At 69.4% G+C, this 20,838-nt stretch carries 17 protein-coding genes and 2 rRNA genes; 9 read left to right on the plus strand and 10 right to left on the minus strand.

Annotated elements, in window-relative coordinates; genetic code table 11:
* Positions 1 to 134 precede the first annotated feature (134 nt).
* Positions 135 to 521 carry a metal-sensitive transcriptional regulator gene (locus OG802_RS16675; RefSeq protein WP_329411378.1) on the plus strand — a complete coding sequence of 129 codons (387 nt, stop codon included), beginning with the start codon at positions 135 to 137 and terminating at the stop codon, positions 519 to 521.
* Here OG802_RS16675 and OG802_RS16680 read toward each other — a convergent pair.
* Together OG802_RS16680 and OG802_RS16685 are read right to left on the minus strand one after the other, a co-directional pair.
* Positions 507 to 713 carry a hypothetical protein gene (locus tag OG802_RS16680; RefSeq protein WP_329411380.1) on the minus strand — a complete coding sequence of 69 codons (207 nt, stop codon included), beginning with the start codon at positions 711 to 713 and terminating at the stop codon, positions 507 to 509. The two genes, OG802_RS16675 and OG802_RS16680, sit on opposite strands and share 15 nt — an antisense overlap.
* A 213-nt stretch (positions 714 to 926) precedes the next feature.
* Complete coding sequence (locus OG802_RS16685; RefSeq protein WP_329411381.1) at positions 927 to 1,853, minus strand: hypothetical protein; 927 nt, start codon at positions 1,851 to 1,853, stop codon at positions 927 to 929.
* Between the two features lie 142 nt (positions 1,854 to 1,995).
* Between OG802_RS16685 and OG802_RS16690 the strand changes: the two genes are divergently transcribed.
* Together OG802_RS16690 and OG802_RS16695 are read left to right on the plus strand one after the other, a co-directional pair.
* Positions 1,996 to 2,166 carry a hypothetical protein gene (locus OG802_RS16690; RefSeq protein WP_329411383.1) on the plus strand — a complete coding sequence of 57 codons (171 nt, stop codon included), beginning with the start codon at positions 1,996 to 1,998 and terminating at the stop codon, positions 2,164 to 2,166.
* A 98-nt stretch (positions 2,167 to 2,264) separates the two neighbouring features.
* The gene (locus OG802_RS16695) at positions 2,265 to 3,836 is read left to right on the plus strand and encodes an FAD-binding oxidoreductase (RefSeq protein ID WP_329411384.1); all 1,572 of its coding nucleotides are present in this window, start codon (positions 2,265 to 2,267) and stop codon (positions 3,834 to 3,836) included.
* A gap of 168 nt (positions 3,837 to 4,004) precedes the next feature.
* On the opposite strand, the gene OG802_RS16700 is transcribed toward OG802_RS16695, so the two are convergent.
* From OG802_RS16700 to OG802_RS16720, 5 genes are all read right to left on the minus strand, one after another.
* Complete coding sequence (locus tag OG802_RS16700; protein WP_329411386.1) at positions 4,005 to 4,715, minus strand: phosphatase PAP2 family protein; 711 nt, start codon at positions 4,713 to 4,715, stop codon at positions 4,005 to 4,007.
* A 168-nt stretch (positions 4,716 to 4,883) separates the two neighbouring features.
* Positions 4,884 to 5,891: a C40 family peptidase gene (locus OG802_RS16705; RefSeq protein ID WP_329411388.1), complete on the minus strand. Its 1,008-nt coding sequence runs from the start codon at positions 5,889 to 5,891 to the stop codon at positions 4,884 to 4,886.
* Positions 5,892 to 6,004: 113 nt separating this feature from the next.
* On the minus strand, positions 6,005 to 6,751 hold the full coding sequence (locus tag OG802_RS16710) for a trypsin-like serine peptidase (RefSeq protein ID WP_329411389.1): 747 nt from the start codon (positions 6,749 to 6,751) through the stop codon (positions 6,005 to 6,007).
* Between the two features lie 478 nt (positions 6,752 to 7,229).
* Positions 7,230 to 7,400: a hydrophobic protein gene (locus OG802_RS16715; RefSeq protein ID WP_069770632.1), complete on the minus strand. Its 171-nt coding sequence runs from the start codon at positions 7,398 to 7,400 to the stop codon at positions 7,230 to 7,232.
* A 117-nt stretch (positions 7,401 to 7,517) separates the two neighbouring features.
* A complete protein-coding gene (locus tag OG802_RS16720; RefSeq protein WP_329411392.1) occupies positions 7,518 to 8,774 on the minus strand; it encodes a phospholipase D-like domain-containing protein in 1,257 nt (418 codons plus the stop codon).
* Positions 8,775 to 9,326: 552 nt separating this feature from the next.
* On the opposite strand from OG802_RS16720, the gene OG802_RS16725 reads away from it, so the two are divergent.
* The 6 genes from OG802_RS16725 to OG802_RS16750 all read left to right on the plus strand — a co-directional run bounded on the left by OG802_RS16725 (position 9,327) and on the right by OG802_RS16750 (position 16,609).
* Positions 9,327 to 9,635: a hypothetical protein gene (locus tag OG802_RS16725; RefSeq protein WP_003991275.1), complete on the plus strand. Its 309-nt coding sequence runs from the start codon at positions 9,327 to 9,329 to the stop codon at positions 9,633 to 9,635.
* Positions 9,636 to 9,834: 199 nt separating this feature from the next.
* Positions 9,835 to 10,683 carry a hypothetical protein gene (locus tag OG802_RS16730; protein WP_329411394.1) on the plus strand — a complete coding sequence of 283 codons (849 nt, stop codon included), beginning with the start codon at positions 9,835 to 9,837 and terminating at the stop codon, positions 10,681 to 10,683.
* Positions 10,673 to 12,013, plus strand: coding sequence for a hypothetical protein (locus OG802_RS16735; RefSeq protein WP_329411396.1), 1,341 nt, complete (start codon positions 10,673 to 10,675; stop codon positions 12,011 to 12,013). Before OG802_RS16730 ends, OG802_RS16735 begins: the two co-directional genes overlap by 11 nt.
* Positions 12,010 to 13,569, plus strand: a complete 1,560-nt coding sequence (locus OG802_RS16740) for an SCO6880 family protein (protein WP_329411397.1) — start codon at positions 12,010 to 12,012, stop codon at positions 13,567 to 13,569. Before OG802_RS16735 ends, OG802_RS16740 begins: the two co-directional genes overlap by 4 nt.
* A 9-nt stretch (positions 13,570 to 13,578) precedes the next feature.
* Positions 13,579 to 15,009, plus strand: a complete 1,431-nt coding sequence (locus tag OG802_RS16745) for an ATP-binding protein (protein ID WP_329411400.1) — start codon at positions 13,579 to 13,581, stop codon at positions 15,007 to 15,009.
* A 16-nt stretch (positions 15,010 to 15,025) separates the two neighbouring features.
* The gene (locus OG802_RS16750) at positions 15,026 to 16,609 is read left to right on the plus strand and encodes a type IV secretory system conjugative DNA transfer family protein (RefSeq protein WP_329411402.1); all 1,584 of its coding nucleotides are present in this window, start codon (positions 15,026 to 15,028) and stop codon (positions 16,607 to 16,609) included.
* Between the two features lie 135 nt (positions 16,610 to 16,744).
* Here OG802_RS16750 and OG802_RS16755 read toward each other — a convergent pair whose 3' ends face one another.
* The 3 genes from OG802_RS16755 to OG802_RS16765 all read right to left on the minus strand — a co-directional run bounded on the left by OG802_RS16755 (position 16,745) and on the right by OG802_RS16765 (position 20,729).
* Positions 16,745 to 17,287, minus strand: a complete 543-nt coding sequence (locus tag OG802_RS16755; RefSeq protein WP_329411403.1) for a GNAT family N-acetyltransferase — start codon at positions 17,285 to 17,287, stop codon at positions 16,745 to 16,747.
* 112 nt (positions 17,288 to 17,399) lie between these two features.
* Positions 17,400 to 17,516: ribosomal RNA gene (gene rrf, locus OG802_RS16760) — 5S ribosomal RNA — on the minus strand.
* Positions 17,517 to 17,607: 91 nt separating this feature from the next.
* Positions 17,608 to 20,729: ribosomal RNA gene (locus tag OG802_RS16765) — 23S ribosomal RNA — on the minus strand.
* Positions 20,730 to 20,838 lie beyond the last annotated feature (109 nt).

Genomic DNA, 20,838 nt, shown 5'->3' on the forward strand with positions numbered 1-20,838 from the left:
GTGTCGCCCATCGCGCGGGGAGACCGGCAGGGGGGCGACCGACGGAGTGCGGCCGCCGGCCGTCCGCCCCCGAAAGTTCGGTAGGATATACCCAGTAGGGGTATATGTCGGGAGCTGGAGCGCTGGAGGACACGATGACGACCACCGAGGCCGGCGCGAAAGCCCCCTCCGCCCCCGAGCCGGGCTCCACCCCCGAATCCGGCGCGGTGGCCGAAACCGGCCGGCCCGCCGTCGCGGCGGTCCACGGCTACCACGACCAGAAGGCCGAGCACCTCAAGCGCCTGCGCCGCATCGAGGGCCAGATCCGCGGCCTGCAACGCATGGTGGACGAGGACACCTACTGCATCGACATACTCACCCAGGTGTCGGCGTCCACCAAGGCCCTTCAGTCGTTCGCGCTGCAACTCCTGGAGGAGCACCTGCGCCACTGCGTCGCCGACGCGGCGCTCAGGGGCGGTGACGAGATCGACGCGAAGGTGGAGGAGGCGACGAAGGCGATCGCCCGCCTACTGCGCACCTGACCCGCCGGACCCGCCCCGACCGCCGCCGGCCTCGGGCTCCTCGCCCACCCGCAGCACGAGGTCGATGCTCTCCATGCTGAGCCGTTCCCCGCCCGCCGCCGAGGCCGCGATGATCAGCTCCCCGCACAGCTCGATCTCGGCGAGGGCCACGTGGTCCTGAACTGCCGTACCGCCGCCCGGAGCCACGCGCATCACCTCGTCCCTGCCGTCACCGGCTTCCTAGAGTAGGGAGCGCTATACACCGTGCGCATGGCACGGACGGGCTAGTCCTTGTGCCCCGGTGGCCGAAATCTTCTTCTCGAAGAGCCCCGGAACACCTCAGAACCCTGTGAACCCGCACGAATACCGGCAAAAACGCCGAAGAGCGGGTGAGACGACGCCGCCGCCGACGCCCGCCGAGCGCGTTCAGTCCTCGGCGATCCGGCCGGCGTAGATGTCGCCCGGCGCCGGCAGCCGCACGTCGACGGGTGCGCCGAAGTCGTACAGCAGCGTCGTGGAGGCGACCGCGACGGCCTCGCCCCGCCGCCCGCCCGGCCCGCCGTGCCCGCCCCGCGCGTCCCGCCCGGCCTGCCCGCCCCGCCCCTCTTCCGTTTCCCGCCCTTCTTCCGTCCCCCGGCCGTTGACGAAGCTGAACCGGTGCCGCACCTTGCGGATGCGCCCCTCGTCGTCCAGATACGCGTCGAACGGCACCCGGGCGGTGGCGAACCCCTTGGCCGCCGCCCGCAGCGAGTCCCGTCCGCCCGCCGACGCGTCCCGCGCGGCGACCGCCAGGTCGGCGGTCCCCCGGTAGTGCCGTACCGCCGTCCCGGCCACCTCGGTCCGCCCCACGTACGTCGCCGTCCGCGTCCCCCGCAGCACCTCGGCGGCGGCGAACGGATCGGTGGCCCCACCGGTCACCAGGTTCCCGTCGGACAGCGTGGCCGTCTCCACCCGCACCCATTTGTCGGCGGGCACGCCCGCGCCCCGGTTCTTCATGAACAGGGCTCCGGGCGCGAGGAGTTCGGTGATCGGCCGGTGTTCGCTGGTCCCGGCGGGGTCCTGCGGCAGCATCACCTTCAGCTCGCCGAGCTGCCGGCGGTAGTCGTACACACCCTGCCCGCGGATGGTGACCCGCGTCCCGCCGGTGGCCATCTCCATCGACGTACGGGCCTTCGACGTGCCCGCCTCGACGAGCGCGTCCGCGGCCCGGTGCAGGATCCCCACGGGGTCGCCGGCCCGGTCGCCGCCGGCGGCGCGCCCGGTCCCGGAACACCCGGCGGCGCACACACAAACCCCGGCCACGATCCCCGCAAGGGCCGCGGCGCCCCTCTGCCTGCGCTGGCGCTCCGTCATGGCCTGTCTACCCCCAGCCGGTAAGTCCGTCACGGGCCTGCTGCCGTACCGGCTAACGACGGTCGTGTGCCCCCCGTCACGCAGGCCCGGGGGCCTTCGACCGCCGTACGGGTCCTTCGCCAGGGTGGGTACGGTGGGTCCCGTGACGCAGCAGGACGGCCCGGCCCCCTCCCGCCCCGCCGGGGAACACGGCACCACGACCGTCGAGCAGGGCCGGTTCTGCCTGGCCCGCTGCACCTGCGGCTGGCGCGGCCCGGCCCGCAGGGCGAGGAGCCTGGCGCGATCGGACGCGGAGTCCCACCTGCGGGACTGACGTCACCGTTGCGTCACCGCTCGCGCCGTCCGGAACCCGTCGTTCCCCGTCCCCGTCTCGCTCGGTGAAGCCGACGGGCGAGGGGAAGGCTCAAGGACATGGAACGGCGAAGGTTCATCGTGGGCGGCACGGCCGCCGTCGCGGCGGCGGCGACCGCGTGCAAGGCGACCGGCGGCAGCGCGAGCGCCTCCACCCCGGCCACGGGGCGCACCGGCTCCGCGGGGGGCGCGGGAGCGGCGCTGACGACGACGAGCGTCGCCGCCCCCGCCACCTGGACGGCGCTGGCCCGCGATCTGGACGGCACCCTGGTCCGTCCCGGCGAGGCCTCCTGGGCCGCCGCCCGTCAGCTCTACAACACCCGCTTCGACGGCCTCAAACCGGCGGCCGTCGCGTATGTCGCGCACGCCGACGACATCCGCACCGTCATGGCGTACGCCCGCGCCCACCGCACCAAGGTCGCGATCCGCAACGGCGGCCACTCCTACGGCGGTTGGTCCTCGGGCGACGGCCGGCTGATCATCGACGTCTCCCGGCTGAACCGGGTCCGGGCGAGCGGCGGCACGGCCGTGGTCGGCGCGGGCGCCAAGCTGATCGACGTCTACCGGGCGCTCGCCGCCAAGGGCGTCACGATCCCGGCGGGCTCCTGCCCGACGGTCGGCGTCTCCGGCCTGGTGCTGGGCGGCGGCCACGGAGTCGTCTCCCGCGCCTACGGCCTGACCTGCGACAGTCTCACCCGGGCGACGATCGTCACCGCCGACGGCAAGCAGCTCACCGCCGACGCGACGACGAACAAGGACCTCTTCTGGGCCCTGCGCGGAGCCGGCAACGGCAACTTCGGCGTCGTCACGGAACTGCAGTTCCGTACGCACGCGGCGCCCCAGGCCGTGACGGGCTACCTCACCTGGCCCTGGTCGAGGGCGGCCGCGGTGGTGAAGGCCTGGCAGGAGTGGGGGCCGTCCCAGCCCGACGAGATCTGGTCCTCCCTGCACGTGGCGAACGCGCCGGGCGGCACGCCGACCGTCTCCGTCGCCGCCTTCTGCATCGGCACCTACGGCCAGCTCCAGAACGCCGTCGACCGGCTCGCGGACCGGGTGGGCGCGCCCGCGTCGAGCGTCTCCCTGCGCCGCCGCACGTACGAGCAGGCGATGGAGGCCTACGCCGGCTGCTCGTCGTTCTCCTCCGACGCCCAGTGCCATCTGCCGGGCTCCACGCCGGGCCGCTCCGCGCAGGGGAAGCTGGTGCGCGAGACGTACGCGGCCCGCTCCGACTTCTTCGACGTGTCGCTGTCGGCCGCGGGCATCCAGGCCCTGCTGAAGCAGATCAGGTCGGTACAGGGCGGCTCCGGCAGCATCGCCCTGACCGCGCTGGGCGGCGCGGTCAACCGGGTCTCCCCCACGGCCACGGCGTTCGTCCACCGCCGCTCGCGCATGCTGGCGCAGTACATCGCGTCCTGGCGGGCGGGCACGACCGGGGCGGCGGCGCAGTCCTGGCTGAACACGGCGCACAAGGCGATGGCCCCGTACGCGTCGGGCGCCGCCTACCAGAACTACGCGGACCCGACGCTGACGAACTGGCGCAAGGCCTACTACGGCGCGGCGCTCCCGCGCCTGACGCAGCTGAAGAAGCAGTACGACCCCAACGGCTTCTTCACCTACCCCCAGGCCCTCTGAGCACAGGCCCTCTGAGCACAGGCCCACGGAGGACCCGGAGGACCCGGAGACCCCTAGGACCCGGAGGCCCGGGGGAACCCGTAGGACCCGGAGAACCCGTAGGACCCGTAGGACCCGGAGAGTCCGGAGAACCCGTAGGCATAGGACCCGTAGGACCCGGACGGGGTCCTAGGCGGCGAGGTCGCGTTCCTCGGCGGCGAGTCGGGGGCTGGCGCCGGTCGGCAGACCGTCCCGCTCCCCGGTCCGGGCGGCGCGGCCGCGCACGAGCCACCCGGCGCGCGGCGACCGGTCGACGGCCTTCAGCACGGGGGTGAGCAGCATGGAGGCGACGGGCGACAGGAGCAGCGTCACCGCGGTCCCGAGCGCGAACCCGCCCACGACGTCGGTCGGGTAGTGCACGCCCATGTACACCCGGCAGAACCCCTCCAGCAGGGCGACCCCTATCCCGACGAGCCCGAACCTGCGGTTGGCGACGAACAGCCCGACGGCCATGGCCATGGTGAGGGTGGCGTGGTCGCTGACGAAGGAGTAGTCGGTCTTGCCGGAGACCAGTACCTCGAGCCCCTGGTGGTCCCGGAAGGGCCGCGGCCGCTCCACGAATCCCCTTATCGGCACGTTCACCAGCACGGCCACCGCGGCGGCGAGCGGCGCCCACACCAGGGCGGCCACGGAGGACGCGGCTTCCTCGGCCCCGCCGGGCCGGCGCCGCACGCCCCACCAGCACCACACGATCAGCAGCGCCATGGCGAGCAACAGCCCGTACTCGCCCACGAACTCGACCACCCGGTCGAGCCAGTGCGGCGCGTCCTTGGCCAGTCCGTTGATGTCGTAGAGGAGGTCGACGTCGGGGTTCGACCCGGATTCGGCGAGTCCAGCCATGGTGCTGCGGCCCCTTCGTCGTGTTCTGCTCGGCACGCCTCACGTGCGCCCGCTCCAACAGGAACGCACGGCCCCGGTTGATACGTTCCGCTCTCCACTGAATGATCACTCAGACGTTATCGAAGAGAGACAGGTCCCCGCAGCTCAGCGCCGGGTGGGCGGCCCGCCTCACACGGTCGTCGGGAGCGCTTTCGCGCCATCTTCGGTGACCCGGGTGGCCCCGAAGTACTCGGACGTGTCGACCGGGTCGAACCGGATCACGGCGCCCGTGTACGGCGCGTCGATCATGTATCCGCCGCCGACGTAGATGCCCACGTGGTGGATGGCCCGCGAGTTGCCGGGATCGGTGGAGAAGAACACCAGGTCCCCGGGCAGCAACTCGCTGCGCCTGGGGTGCGGTCCGGCGTTGTACTGGTCGTTGGCCACCCGGGGCAGGGTGATGCCGACGCTTTCGTAGGCGGCCTTGGTCAACCCGGAGCAGTCGAAGCGTCCTCCCTGGTCGGCGGTGCCGTTGCCGCCCCACAGATAGGGCGTCCCGAGCTTCTTCTGGGCGAAGTAGATGGCCCCGGCGGCCTGCTTCGAGGGGTCCACGCGGGTCACCGGCGCGGTGAAGGACTCCTCCAGCGTCGTGATCGTCTTCACGTAGTTGCGGGTCTCCGAGTACGGCGGGACGCCGCCGTACCTGATGACGGCGTCAGGTCCCGCGTTGTACGCGGCGAGCATGTTGTGCGTGGCGTTGCCGGGGACGGTCTTCACGTACGACGCGAGCTGGCAGTCGTACGACGCGGCCGACGGAATCGCGTCATTCGGGTCCCAGACGTCGCGGTCGCCGTCGCCGTCGCCGTCGACGCCGTGCGTGGCCCAGGTGCCGGGGATGAACTGCGCTATCCCCTGTGCGGCCGCGGCGCTCCGCGCCCTCGGGTTGAACCCGCTCTCCTGGTAGAGCTGGGCCGCGAGCAGCGCGGGGTTGAGGGCCGGGCAGAGATTGCCCCATTTGGCCACGAGCGGCTGGTAGACCGCGGGCACGGCGCCCTTGGCCAGTTGCCTGGTCGCTCCGCTCACCTGGTTGGCGAGGTTGCCGCCGATGACGTAGACGCCGATGACGAGCGCCATCATGAAGGCGGTTCCGGCGCCGGCGACGGCGGTCACCACGATCCACGTCCTACGCACCGTCAACCGCCCCTCGCCGTCCGGGAGTCCGCCTCGGACAGTGTAGGGGCGGCCCCGTCACGTTGGGGTGAACGCATCACGACGGAGAGCCGCCGCGGGACGCCCGGCGGGCCGCCGCCTCAGGGGTCGGCGGTCGCGGCGCGGTACAGCTCGGCGGCCTCCGCGCCCAGGACGACGCTGTAGGACACGTCGGCCGTGGATCCGCCCTGTTCGTGACCGCCCAGGACGCCCACGACCCGGCCGTCGCCGTTCACCCACGGGCTGCCGCTCGTTCCGCCGGTGAGGCCGGGGCAGGCGATGCGCTGCTGGGACCGGTCGTGCGGGGTGGGCCGGTTGGTGCAGCGGACCGGGTCCTCGGCGTCGTGCGGGTATCCGGTGACGGTCACCGCCGTGGCCCCGGTGGCGGTGCCGGTGGCGAACCGGTTGGCGCCGACGACGTCCTCGACGCCCTCGGCCTTCAGCTCGTCCAGGGCGGCGAACGCCACGTCGCTGTCCTCGTCCCGGTTCTTCGCCCACCCTGCGGGCAGGAAGACCCGGTCGACCTTCCAGACGCCGTAGGGGGCCTGTCCGTCGCGGTATCCGGGGACGAAGACGAACTCCCCGTCCCCCTCGAGGCAGTGTGCCGCCGTCGCGATGAGGTTGTGGTGCGGGCTGCGCACGACGGACGCGGTGCAGAAGTGCTCGCCGACGAGGCTGCCCGCCTCGGCGTCCTCGGCGGCGAACAGCGCGCCGACCCGGGCGGCCTGCGGCGTCGCCACAGCGACGGCCGTCACCCCCAGGGGGCCGGGCCCGCCGTCGGCGGCCGCCTCGGAGGCGGAGGTGACGGCCAGCATGATGACCGCACCGAGCAGGGCGTTTCGCTTCATCGGGTTCACTGTGTCCCACGAAGGTGAGAGAAACGTCGGTTACCACTTTCGACGCTACCCGCACTCGGCCCGCACAATCTTCCCGGTCCCGGACGCGTGTACGAGGATCGCCGGGCATGGGCGGGGGAGACCGGTACGGCCGCGGGGGGCGCGGGCGCCGCGGGCAGGGGGGTCGGCCGTTGGGCCATTGGAGTGACTCCCGTCCGTCTGCGGACGACGAGCGCTCCGGAAGCCGCAGCCACGGCGAACCGCCGTGAACGGGACGCATTCGCCCTGACCGCGCGGGCGGCCGAATGCAACCATTTCGAGGAGCGCACTGAAAGCGCTGGAAGCACAGAAAGCACAGAAAACGCTGGAAACGCTGGAAACGCAGCGGCACACATTCCGGGAACGGCCCGGCGGGATGAACGGCCGGCAGTCGGCAGCCGAAGGGCCCTCCCGGCGGTCGCCGAAAGGGCCCTTCTCACCGGATTTCCGTCTACCAGCGGTACCAGCGGCCCTTGCGGCCACCGTGTCCGGCCGGGCGGACCACGAAGCCCACCAGCCAGACCGCCAGAACGATGACGGCGATCCACCACAGCGCCTTCAGGGCGAAGCCGGCGCCGAACAGAACCAGTGCGAGAAGCAGAACAAGAAGCAGGGGAACCATGTTTATCGACCTCCGCAAAGTCAGGTGCCCCGCGAAATCCCCTTCACGCCCATGAAATCCGTATGCATGTCCGCGGGGATCCGGGTAATACGACCCGGCCCGAAAAAGCTCCGGCCTTCAGAGGAACCGGCGGATCGGCAGGACGGCGGTCTCACGCGCCCGCTGGAGCACGGAGCGCCGCTTCCACCGCCCCTCCCGGATCAGCTCGGCCGACTTCACGTCGTCGTCGAAGTGGCCGTCCAGGGTGGCCGTGAACTCGTGGTCCAGCACGGCCAGCATGATCTCCTCGTCGTGGTCGAGGGACCGGCGGTTGAAGTTGGTCGAGCCCACCAGCGCGGCCACGCCGTCGACGGTGATGACCTTGGCGTGCATCATCGTCGGCTGATACTGGTAGATCTTCACACCGCAGGCGGTGAGGTCCTCGTAGTAGTGCTGGCCGGCCAGCTGGCAGACCCGCTTGTCGGTGTACGGGCCGGGCAGCAGGATCTCCACCTCCACGCCCCGCCGGGCGGTGGCGCACAGGAGTTCGATGAAGAAGGCGTCCGGCGAGAAGTAGGCGGTGGCCAGCCGGAAACGTTCCTCGGCCGACTCCAGCATCACCCGGATCAGGGTCTGCATGTCCTGCCAGCCGAAGCTGGCCGAACCGCGCACCACCTGCACCACCGCGTCGCCCTGCGGCGGGTGCGACACGAACCGGTCCCGGTCGTCGAAGAGTTCGTCGTGGCACTCGGCCCAGTTCTGCGCGAAGGCGGCGGCGACGCCGTCCACGGCCGGCCCGCGGACCTCGACGTGGGTGTCGCGCCACTCGTTCTCGTTGCGCGCGTTGCCGCACCACTCCTCGGCGATGCCGACCCCGCCGGTGAAGGCCGTCCGCTCGTCCACGACGAGGACCTTGCGGTGGCAGCGGTGGTTCTGCTTGAACGGCGAGAGGGTCAGGGGTCTGCGGAACCAGGCCACCTGCACGCCCGCCCGCTCCATCTCCTCCAGCAGGTCCTTCTCGATCAGCCGGCTGCCGAACCCGTCCAGCAGCAGCCGCACCCGCACGCCCGCCGCGGCCCGGTCGGCCAGCGCCCTCGCGAAGTCGCGGGCGACGTCTCCCCGCCAGTACACGAACGTCATCATGTCCACGGTGTGCTCGGCGGACCGGATGGCCGAGAGCATCGCCGGAAAGATCTCGTCCCCGTTGCGCAGCGCGGTGAGCGCGTTGCCCTCGGTCGCCGCGATGCCGATCAGCCGCTCCAGGCGGCGGCGTATGCGCGAGGCGCGCTCCGAGAACTCCGTCACCGCAGCCCCGGCGCCGCCTTCGCCGTCGGCGGCGTCTTCGCCGTCGGCGCCGGGGGAGGTCGGCCCGGTCCGGTTCTGCGTACTGGTCATGGGTTCACCGGCCGGCGCTCGGAGGGGACGGGACAGCCGCGCGGCCCGGTCCGGCACGGGACGCGGCGAGCAGACTTTACTCCGCCTTCACCCGATCCCCACGGCGGCCGCCTCCGCCCCGCCCGGCCCGGCGCCCGGCCCCGCGCGGTCCGTCCGCACCGCCGCACGGCCGCACCGCCGGGCCCGGCGACCCCGGCGACCCGCGCCCTGGAGCGCCCTCGGCCGCTGACTGCTCATCACTTCCTGTGCGGGCCGTGAGATGTTCGCCGTGAGACCATCGAAAACGCAGGCTCACCCGACCGGCCGTCAGAAACGGCACAGGGCCGTGAAGTGGGCTAACGACGGAACCACACCACAGGTTCCGCACCGACCTCATTGCCCGGCGTTACCCGCCGTGATACACAGAGTGACCATACGAGCCAATCGTACGAATCCGATCCGTCAATGACGTCAAGTCGACATACGACGGCGACTTTGTCGGCGAGAATGAGACGTGACCTCTGCACACCGGCAGAGGAGCGGCGGAACTACCCACCAGGGGCGGTGACTTACATGCTGTTTGCGGCCGACAAAGGCGACATCAACACCATCATCGGCGGGATCGCTCCGGACTGGGGGCCCTTCGGCAGCCTGGGCAACGAGGCCAAGGTGATGATCGAGGTCGTGATGGCGGTCGCCATCCTCCTCTGCCTCGGCATCGCCATCTGGGGCGCGGCCAAGCAGCGCATCGGCGCGACTGCCCTGCGGGACACCTTCAGTGCGGAACAGGGCAAGGGCCTGATCATCGCCGGCCTCACGGGCGTCTTCATCATCGGCTCCCTCGGCACGCTGTTCACGATCGTGTACGGCATGGCCGTGTAACCGCGTCCCTCCGCACACCCCCGTCCGTCCGGGCGCGCCCGGCCCGCCATCCCCACCCACCTGTCGTGCCCACCGGCTGAGGTTGCGTTTCCCTGATGTCCCTGATGTCGAGTCACCACACCGCGCCCGCGCGGGAACCAGCACGGCTACCGTCGTACTACCACGCGTTCCGGTACGGCAACGAGGGGGCGTTCCCGGCATGACTCCCGGCGACGAACACGACTACGGCGAACCCGCGCGCACCGAAGAGGGCCGCGGCTACGGCGGCACCCGTCTGCGCCTGCCCGAGAACGACCCCTACGGCGGCGCCCGCAAAGGCGGCCGCTCGTCGTCGCGCGGCCTGGTCACCGTGGTCGGCGTCGTCGTCCTGCTGATCGCGGCGATCGCCTTCGCGAACCGTGGAGGAGGCGATTCCCCTTCCACGTCGACCGGCGGAGGCGAACCCGACAAGCCGGCCGCGACCAGCACGGCGGCCACGGGAACGAAGCCCGTGCAGTCGAAGACGGGCGGCGTCCCGTCGGGCTTCGCGCACACCCAGCAGGGAGCCGAGTCGGCCGCCGCCAACTTCGCGGCGGCCCTGGGCTCGACCGGCATGTTCCGCAAGGACAGCAGGCACGACCTCGTCGACACCGTCTACACCGCCGCCACGGCGGCCAAGCTGCAGCCCGCGATGGACCAGGCGTACTCGGCCGGCTTCCTCGCGAAGATGGGCCTCGACGCCGACGGCAACGCCCCCACGGGCGACACCTTCGTCTCGCGCGTGGTCCCCGTCGGCACGACGGCCCGGTCGTACTCCGACAGCACCGCCAAGGTCGACGTCTGGTACCTGGGCCTCATCGGCATGTCCGGGACCACCTCGACCGACCCGGTCACCTCGTCGTGGAAGACCTGGACCTTCGACCTCCAGTGGACCGACGGAGACTGGAAGATCGTCCGCGACACCCAGCAGGACGGCCCGGCCCCCGTCCCCGGCGACGACCCGGCGGCCACCTCCGACGTGATCAGCAAGGCCATCCAGGAATACGGAGGGCTCACCTATGCCCGGTAAGCCGCGCCGTCTGCTCCGGCTCACCGGAGCCGTGACGGCCCTTCAGGCCTCGGCCGTCCTGCTGGCCGCCCGCGCCGCGGCGGCCCCGTCGCCCTCCCCCTCGCCGACGCCCTCCCCCTCCGGCAGCCTGAACTGCAGTCTCATCCCCGGGCAAGCCAAGAAGTACTGCGAGAGGGGCAACGCGGGCTCGGGCACCACCCCCGACCCCGGCCTCTCCGACACCCTCGACCCGCTCTCCTCGCTCGCCAAGGGCTGTGCCGACGCCGCCTCCTGGACCGTCGACAAGCTCAGCGCCGCCGTCAAGGACACGGCGAACGTGGACTTCACCAACGAGAAGTTCCTCCAGCAGTACGCCGTCGTCTTCGCGGCCTCCACCGTGCTGACGCTCCTGCTGTGGCTGCTGGCCGTCGCCAAGCGGGCGGTGCGCGGGGTCCCCCTCACCACCGCCATCGGCGAAGCCGTCGGCTTCCTCTGGCTGACCGTCCTGGCCTCCGCCTTCACGCCCCTGATCCTCTACACGGTCGTCTCCGCCACGGACGGCATCACCGACGTCCTCGCCAAGACCACCGGCAACCAGACCGACACGTTCTTCGGCACGTTCTCCGCCGCCCTGGCCAAGGGCGAGAACATCGGCGGCGGCCCGATCATGCTGATCGTGGTGTCCCTGGTGTCGATCCTCGCCGCCGGAGTGCTCTGGCTGGAGCTGGTCATCCGGGCCGCCCTGCTGTACGTCGGCGCGCTGCTCGGCACCGTCGTCTACGCGGGCCTGGTCGACAAGAACCTGTGGAGCCACGTCCGCCGCTGGGCCGGCATCATGATCGCCGTCATCCTGGTCAAACCGGTGATCGTGATCGTCCTCGGGCTGGCCGGCGCGCTGTCCGCCGGGGACGGCCCGAACGCCTTCTCCGCCGTCGTCTCCGGCCTCGCCATCATCCTGCTCGCCATCTTCGCCAGCGCGATGATCTACCGCTTCGTCCCCGGCTTCGGCGACGAGATCGCCAACGGCCGCAACAACCGCATCATGCAGGGCGCCGAGAGCAAGGCCGCGGCCGTCATCAGCTCCCCGGCGACCCTCGTCGCCCAGGGCATCAAGACCCACAGCACCCGTGCGGACAACAACGGCGGCGGCCAGTCCGGCTCCTCCGGGGCCCGCCCCTCCAACCCGGCAAGCGGCGGGGTGGCCGCGCACAGCTCGCGCGCCGCGAACGCGGGCGGCGGATCCGTCCCCTCCGCCGCGCCCGCGCCCCGCGCGAGCAACCCGGTCAACTCCCCGCACGCCGGCAACACCCGCAACAGCAGTACCAACCGCACGGGAGGTGAAGGGCGTTGACGACCGATTCCCACGTGTCCCACGCGGTCACGCCCCGCCGTACATATCTGATCGGCCGCGCCAGGCCCAACGCGATCGTCGGCCGCAACCGCGAGTCCGGCGAGATCGCGCTCATCGTCCTCGGCGCGTTCCTCGGCATGATGTGCGGTCTCCTCGTCCCCGTCCTCGCCCTGCGCATCGTCCTGCTGAGCGGCTTCCCCGTGCTCGCCGTGGCCGCCGTCTACGTGCCGTACAAGCACCGCACGTTCTACAAGTGGTTCGAGATCAACCGCAGCTACAAGCGCACCCTGCGCCGGGGCACCACGTACCGCTCGTCCGCCGTAGAGGCCGGCACCCGGCTGGACGGCGAGGAGATCGAGGTCGGACCGCCCCCGGGCATCGGCCGCATCAGCTGGCTGGCCGCGCCCTTCGGCCCCGACGAGATCGCCGTCCTCCTGCACGCCGACCGCCGCACGGTGACGGCCGCGATCGAGATCGAGGGCCCGGGCGTCGGCCTGCGCGACAGCGAGGACCAGGAAGCCCTCGTCGACCGCTTCGGCACCCTCCTCAAGCACGTCGCCAACGGCGACGGCTTCGTCACCCGCCTGCAGATCCTCGCCCGCACCCTCCCCGCCGACCCCGACGCCCACGCCAAGGACGTCGCCGTCCGGGGCGACGAGCGGTCCCCCGACTGGCTGGCCCGCTCCTACGACCAGCTCCAGTCCATGGTGTCCACGAGCAGCGAGCAGCACCGCGCCTACCTCGTCGCCTGCATGCACTTCACCCGCGAACTGGCCGCCGAGGCGCACGCCATGGCCCGCGCCGCCCGCCCGCAGGCCGGCCGCAGACTCGACCGCGACGCCGGCCTCGCCGTCGTCATGGCCCGCGAGCTCACCGACATCTGCTCCCGGCTCCAGGAGGCGGACATCCGTGTCCGCCAGCCCCTGGGCCAGGGCCGGCTGTCCTCCCTCGTCCACTCGATGTACGACCCGGACCACCCGATCGACCACATCCAGGCGATGACCAAGCGCAACGCCTGGCCGGCCGAGCTGGACGCCATGGAGCCCACGTTCCTCCAGGCCAAGACCCGTGAGTCGACCACCCGTGCGCCCTGGTGCCACGCCACGGCCTGGGTGAAGGAGTGGCCGATGACCCCCGTGGGCGTCAACTTCCTGGCCCCCCTGCTGGTCCACACCCCGGACGTCATCCGCACCGTCGCCGTCACGATGGACCTCGAACCCACCGAGGTCGCCATCGAACGCATGCTGACGGAGAAGACGAACGACGAGGCGGAGGCGAGCCGCGCCGCCAAGATGAACCGCACCGTCGACCCCCGCGACGTCGCCGCCCACTCCCGCCTCGACCAGCGCGGCGAGGACCTGGCGTCCGGCGCGGCCGGGGTGAACCTGGTCGGCTACATCACCGTCTCCTCCCGCAGCCCCGAGGCACTGGCCCGCGACAAGCGGACGATAAGGGCGTCCGCCGGAAAGTCGTACCTGAAGCTGGAGTGGTGCGACCGCGAGCACCACCGCGCGTTCGTGAACACCCTCCCGTTCGCCACCGGAATCCGAAGGTAGGGGCTTCACATGCGGGACCCGATGTCCGTCCTCACCGACGCCTTCACGTCCTTCCTGTTCGGCAAGGTGGAGACGACCCGCCTTCCGGTCCGCACCTCCACCGGCCAGGCCCAGGCGGTCTACCTCCCCACGGCCGCCCCCGGCCTCGGCGACTCCGGCGTCATCATCGGCCGCGAGGTCTACTCCGGGAAGGGCTACATCTACGACCCCTTCCAGCTGTACGGCCAGCAGCTGCCCGCCCCGCACTGGCTCGTCCTCGGCGAGTCCGGCAACGGCAAGTCGGCCCTGGAGAAGACCTACGTCCTGCGCCAGCTCCGCTTCCGCGACCGCCAGGTCGTCGTCCTGGACGCCCAGGGCGAGGACGGCGTCGGCGAGTGGAACCTCATCGCGCAGGCGCTCGGCATAACTCCCATCCGCCTGGACCCGGCGGCCGCCCTCGACCACGGCATCCGCCTCAACCCCCTGGACCCGTCGATCACCACGACGGGCCAGCTCGCCCTGCTGCGCACGATCATCGAGGTGGCCATGGGCCACGGCCTCGACGAACGCTCCGGCTTCGCGCTCAAGGTCGCCCACGCCTACGTCAACGAGACGATCGTGGAGCGCCAGCCGGTGCTCACCGACATCGTCGAGCAACTGCGCCACCCCGAGCCGGAGTCGGCGGAGGCGATGAACGTCGCCATAGACGACGTACGGGCCTGGGGCCTGGACGTGGCACTGGTCCTGGACCGCCTCGTCGACGGCGACCTGCGCGGCATGTTCGACGGCCCGACGACCGTCGGCATCGACCTCGACGCCCCGCTGATCGTCTTCGACCTGTCCCACATCGACCGCAACTCCATCGCCATGCCGATCCTGATGGCGATCGTCGGGGTGTGGCTGGAGCACACCTGGATCCGCCCCGACCGGGTCAAGCGCATCTTCCTCGTCGAAGAGGCCTGGCACATCATCAACAGCCCGTTCGTCGCCCAGCTCTTCCAGCGGCTGCTGAAGTTCGGCCGCCGGCTCGGCCTGTCCTTCGTCGCGGTCGTGCACCACCTGTCCGACGTGGTGGACGGCGCGGCCGCGAAGGAGGCGGCCGCCATCCTGAAGATGGCCTCGACCCGCACGATCTACGCCCAGAAAGCGGACGAGGCGAGGGCCACGGGCCGGGTGCTCGGCCTGCCGAGGTGGGCGGTGGAGATCATCCCGAGCCTCACCCCGGGCATCGCGGTGTGGGACGTCAACGGCAATGTGCAGGTGGTGAAGCACCTGGTCACGGAGACGGAACGGCCGCTCGTCTTCACCGACCGGGCGATGACGGAATCCTCCGCCGAGCGCACCATGTCCGACGACGACGCCCTCCTCGCCGCCGAACTGGAACAGGAACGCCGGGCGGCGGCCTTCATGGAACAGCACCTGGCCGACTTGGACGGCTCGTCCGAGTCGACGGTGGCGTAGGCGGGCGGGAGTGGCCATGAGACCGGGTGACGAGCACCGCCCCGCCGGCCAGGGAGGCGTCCCCGACGGCCTCCTGGTCGGCATACTCGCCTTCCTGCTCGGCATGACGCTGCTGGTCTGGGCGGCGACCGGTCTGGCCGCCCTGTTCGCGCACGGCTCCTGGCCCGCGGGCGTCGCCTTCACCCGCACCCCGCAGGCCATGCGCCACCTCGTCGCCCAGCCCCACGACGTCCCCGGCGCCTGGCCGGAGGCCACGGCCGCGGACCTGTCGGGCTACGGCCTGTTCTGGGGCCTGTTCATCGGCGAGCTGATGATCCTCTTCGTGCTGACGGTGTTCGGGATAGGGACCTTCGCCCGCTGGAAGTCGGTCCGCGCCACGAAGCACGCCAGGACCTCGCCGCCGGCCAGGGAACAGACCCCGCCGCCCCACCACGAGGTCCCCACCCAGCGCGTAGACCCCGGCCCCCTCACACTCCCGACCCCCGCCCCGGTCCCCACGACGGCCCCCCTCCCGACCGGCCCCGCTCCCCAGCCCGCCGAACCCGCGTCCGCGACACCGGCTCCGGCTCCGGCGACGCCGGCGACCGCGCCGCTCCCCCTGACCGTCTCCGCGCCGGCGGAACGGCCCACCGCACCCGTGCCGGCCACCGAACCCCTGACCGGCTGGGCGACCGGCCGCACCGCGGTCCACTACGCCCCGGCCGACGTCCGGCACGCCACCGCCGCCCGCGCCGTGCGCGACGCCGAGGGCCCCGCCCTCGTTCTCACCTCGAACCCCGCGCTCTGGCAGGACACCAAGGACGCCCGCGCCAAACTGGGTCCCGTCCACCTCTACGATCCCGCCCACCGCTGCGACACCCCCGCCCGGCTCCACTGGTCCCCCACCGCGGGCTGCGAGGACAAGGCCACCGCGAGGGCCCGGGCGGCCGCGCTCCTGGCCCCGGTCCGCCCCACCGCCCGGCTGGACCAGGCGGTCGCCGACACCGCCGAAACCCTCCTGCGCAGCTACCTCCACGCCGCCGCCGTCGACGGCCGCACCGTCCGGCACGTCCACCGCTGGTCCCAGGGGGCCGGGATCCAGGAAGCGGTCCGCACGCTCCGCACCAGCCCCAAGGCGGCCCCCGGCGCGGCCGGTGAACTCGAAGCCGCTCTCACCGCGCATCCCGAACGCCGGGACATCGCACAGGAACTGACCTCCCGTGCGCTCTCCGCACTCTCCACGATCAACATCCGTGAGGCATGCACTCCCAACCGAAGTGATGCCCTCGCCTTGGATTCCTTCGTGGACGAAGGGGGAACGCTCTACGTGGTCGGCGAATCCCTCGAGGACCCCAGGACGCACCCCGGCGCGATGCCCCTCCTGACGGCCCTCGTCTCGAGCGTGGTCGAGCGCGGCCGGCGCATGGCCGAACGGTCATCCTCCGGTCGCCTCGACCCACCACTCACCGTGGTCCTCGACGACGTCGCGGCCGTGGCCCCCATCCCCCAGCTCCCGGACCTGCTGTCCACCGGACGCGACCGCGGACTGCCCACACTGGCCCTGCTCCGCTCCCGCGAACAGGCCAAGGCCCGCTGGCCCCACCACGAACTCCCGGCCTGACGGAGCAATCCCCCCGCGACAAGGCCACCCACGGCACAAGGCATCCCCCAGGACGACGAGACAGCCGACAGCGCACGCGGCCCGACCACCGGCCCTCGCCGCACAGACCCGCGCCGTCCCCTGCCGGCCCGTCCCTCAGGCCTGCTCCACCCGCTCCACCGCCATCTCGATCTCCCGCCGCTCCTCGAAGGCGACGCCGGTGGGCGCGAAGCCGAGCCGCCGGTAGCAGGCGAGCGCCCGCCCGTTGTCCTCGTGCACGACGAGCCGCACCCGCTCCGCGCCCCACGACCACGCCCACTCCATCGCCGCACCGAACAGCGCCTCGATCGCGCCGGATCCGCGATGCCCGGCTCGCACGAACACCCCGACGACGCCCCCTTGCAGCCGCTCCACGGCCGACCCGGCCCAGTCGACGCTGCCGGCCGCCTCGACCAGCACGGTGACGGTGCCCGCCAGCTCCCCATCGGGAGTCTCCGCGACGAACTGACGGGCCCCGCCCGCTCCTTCGGCACCGCCGGCGGTCCGCTCCCGCCAGAAGTCGTCCGGCCGCTCGACCGCCTCGTCGTACGTCTCGTAGAAGGCGAGATCCGCCACCGGGTCGCGCAGCGCCAGCAACCGGAGGGCCTTCATCGAGGGCCACTCGTCCGCCCGAACAGCTCGAACCGCATACGTGTACATGCAAATCACCGTAGCGTCCGCCACCGGCCCCGCCCCACCCCTTTTTTCCTTCGTTCGAGGCACAACGCAGAAAACCCCCGCACCAACGGTGCGGGGGTTTCCCATACAATTTGTTCGGCGGTGTCCTACTCTCCCACAGGGTCCCCCCTGCAGTACCATCGGCGCTGTAAGGCTTAGCTTCCGGGTTCGGAATGTAACCGGGCGTTTCCCTCACGCTATGACCACCGAAACACTATGAAACTGTCAGCCGCACCACACCCGTGACCATGGGCATGGGGCTGTTCGTGGTTTCAGAACCAACACAGTGGACGCGAGCAACTGAGGACAAGCCCTCGGCCTATTAGTACCAGTCAGCTTCACCCATTACTGGGCTTCCACATCCGGCCTATCAACCCAGTCGTCTACTGGGAGCCTTACCCCATCAAGTGGGTGGGAATACTCATCTCGAAGCAGGCTTCCCGCTTAGATGCTTTCAGCGGTTATCCCTCCCGAACGTAGCCAACCAGCCATGCCCTTGGCAGAACAACTGGCACACCAGAGGTTCGTCCGTCCCGGTCCTCTCGTACTAGGGACAGCCCTTCTCAATATTCCTGCGCGCGCAGCGGATAGGGACCGAACTGTCTCACGACGTTCTAAACCCAGCTCGCGTACCGCTTTAATGGGCGAACAGCCCAACCCTTGGGACCGACTCCAGCCCCAGGATGCGACGAGCCGACATCGAGGTGCCAAACCATCCCGTCGATATGGACTCTTGGGGAAGATCAGCCTGTTATCCCCGGGGTACCTTTTATCCGTTGAGCGACGGCGCTTCCACAAGCCACCGCCGGATCACTAGTCCCGACTTTCGTCCCTGCTCGACCCGTCGGTCTCACAGTCAAGCTCCCTTGTGCACTTACACTCAACACCTGATTGCCAACCAGGCTGAGGGAACCTTTGGGCGCCTCCGTTACTCTTTAGGAGGCAACCGCCCCAGTTAAACTACCCATCAGACACTGTCCCTGATCCGGATCACGGACCCAGGTTAGACATCCAGCACGACCAGAGTGGTATTTCAACGACGACTCCACAACCACTGGCGTGGCCGCTTCAAAGTCTCCCACCTATCCTACACAAGCCGAACCGAACACCAATATCAAACTGTAGTAAAGGTCCCGGGGTCTTTCCGTCCTGCTGCGCGAAACGAGCATCTTTACTCGTAGTGCAATTTCACCGGGCCTATGGTTGAGACAGTCGAGAAGTCGTTACGCCATTCGTGCAGGTCGGAACTTACCCGACAAGGAATTTCGCTACCTTAGGATGGTTATAGTTACCACCGCCGTTTACTGGCGCTTAAGTTCTCAGCTTCGCCACACCGAAATGTGACTAACCGGTCCCCTTAACGTTCCAGCACCGGGCAGGCGTCAGTCCGTATACATCGCCTTACGGCTTCGCACGGACCTGTGTTTTTAGTAAACAGTCGCTTCTCGCTGGTCTCTGCGGCCACACCCAGCTCGAGGAGCAAGTCCTCTCACCAAACGTGGCCCCCCTTCTCCCGAAGTTACGGGGGCATTTTGCCGAGTTCCTTAACCATAGTTCACCCGAACGCCTCGGTATTCTCTACCTGACCACCTGAGTCGGTTTAGGGTACGGGCCGCCATGAAACTCGCTAGAGGCTTTTCTCGACAGCATAGGATCATCCACTTCGCCACAATCGGCTCGGCATCAGGTCTCAGACTACGTGAACGGCGGATTTGCCTACCGTTCGTCCTACACCCTTACCCCGGGACAACCACCGCCCGGGATGGACTACCTTCCTGCGTCACCCCATCACTCACCTACTACAAGTCTGGTTCGCCGGCTCCACCACTTTCCATTCCCCGAAGGGTCCGGAACGGCTTCACGGACTTAGCATCGCCTGGTTCGATGTTTGACGCTTCACAGCGGGTACCGGAATATCAACCGGTTATCCATCGACTACGCCTGTCGGCCTCGCCTTAGGTCCCGACTTACCCTGGGCAGATCAGCTTGACCCAGGAACCCTTAGTCAATCGGCGCACACGTTTCTCACGTGTGAATCGCTACTCATGCCTGCATTCTCACTCGTGAACCGTCCACAACTACCTTCCGGTGCTGCTTCACCCGGCACACGACGCTCCCCTACCCATCCACACAGGCGTTGGCCCTATTGTGTGAATGACACGACTTCGGCGGTACGCTTGAGCCCCGCTACATTGTCGGCGCGGAATCACTAGACCAGTGAGCTATTACGCACTCTTTCAAGGGTGGCTGCTTCTAAGCCAACCTCCTGGTTGTCTGTGCGACTCCACATCCTTTCCCACTTAGCGTACGCTTAGGGGCCTTAGTCGATGCTCTGGGCTGTTTCCCTCTCGACCATGGAGCTTATCCCCCACAGTCTCACTGCCGCGCTCTCACTTACCGGCATTCGGAGTTTGGCTAAGGTCAGTAACCCGGTAGGGCCCATCGCCTATCCAGTGCTCTACCTCCGGCAAGAAACACACGACGCTGCACCTAAATGCATTTCGGGGAGAACCAGCTATCACGGAGTTTGATTGGCCTTTCACCCCTAACCACAGGTCATCCCCCAGGTTTTCAACCCTGGTGGGTTCGGTCCTCCACGAAGTCTTACCTCCGCTTCAACCTGCCCATGGCTAGATCACTCCGCTTCGGGTCTTGAGCGTGCTACTAAAATCGCCCTGTTCGGACTCGCTTTCGCTACGGCTTCCCCACTCGGGTTAACCTCGCAACACACCGCAAACTCGCAGGCTCATTCTTCAAAAGGCACGCAGTCACGAGAATGGAGCAAGCTCCATTCCGACGCTCCCACGGCTTGTAGGCACACGGTTTCAGGTACTATTTCACTCCGCTCCCGCGGTACTTTTCACCATTCCCTCACGGTACTATCCGCTATCGGTCACCAGGGAATATTTAGGCTTAGCGGGTGGTCCCGCCAGATTCACACGGGATTTCTCGGGCCCCGTGCTACTTGGGTGTCTCTCAAACGAGCCGCTGATGTTTCGACTACGGGGGTCTTACCCTCTACGCCGGACCTTTCGCATGTCCTTCGCCTACATCAACGGTTTCTGACTCGTCTCACGGCCGGCAGACCGTAAAAGAGAGATCCCACAACCCCGTATGCGCAACCCCTGCCGGGTCTCACACGCATACGGTTTGGCCTCATCCGGTTTCGCTCGCCACTACTCCCGGAATCACGGTTGTTTTCTCTTCCTGCGGGTACTGAGATGTTTCACTTCCCCGCGTTCCCTCCACACTGCCTATGTGTTCAGCAGCGGGTGACAGCCCATGACGACTGCCGGGTTTCCCCATTCGGAAACCCCCGGATCAAAGCCTGGTTGACGACTCCCCGGGGACTATCGTGGCCTCCCACGTCCTTCATCGGTTCCTGGTGCCAAGGCATCCACCGTGCGCCCTTAAAAACTTGGCCACAGATGCTCGCGTCCACTGTGCAGTTCTCAAACAACGACCAGCCACCCATCACCCCCAACCTGAGCTGGAGTTCACTGGGGCCGGCATCATGAAGACAGACCTTGCGG

The organism is Streptomyces sp. NBC_00704, assembly GCF_036226605.1.
In the GTDB taxonomy this organism is placed as follows: Bacteria; Actinomycetota; Actinomycetes; order Streptomycetales; family Streptomycetaceae; genus Streptomyces.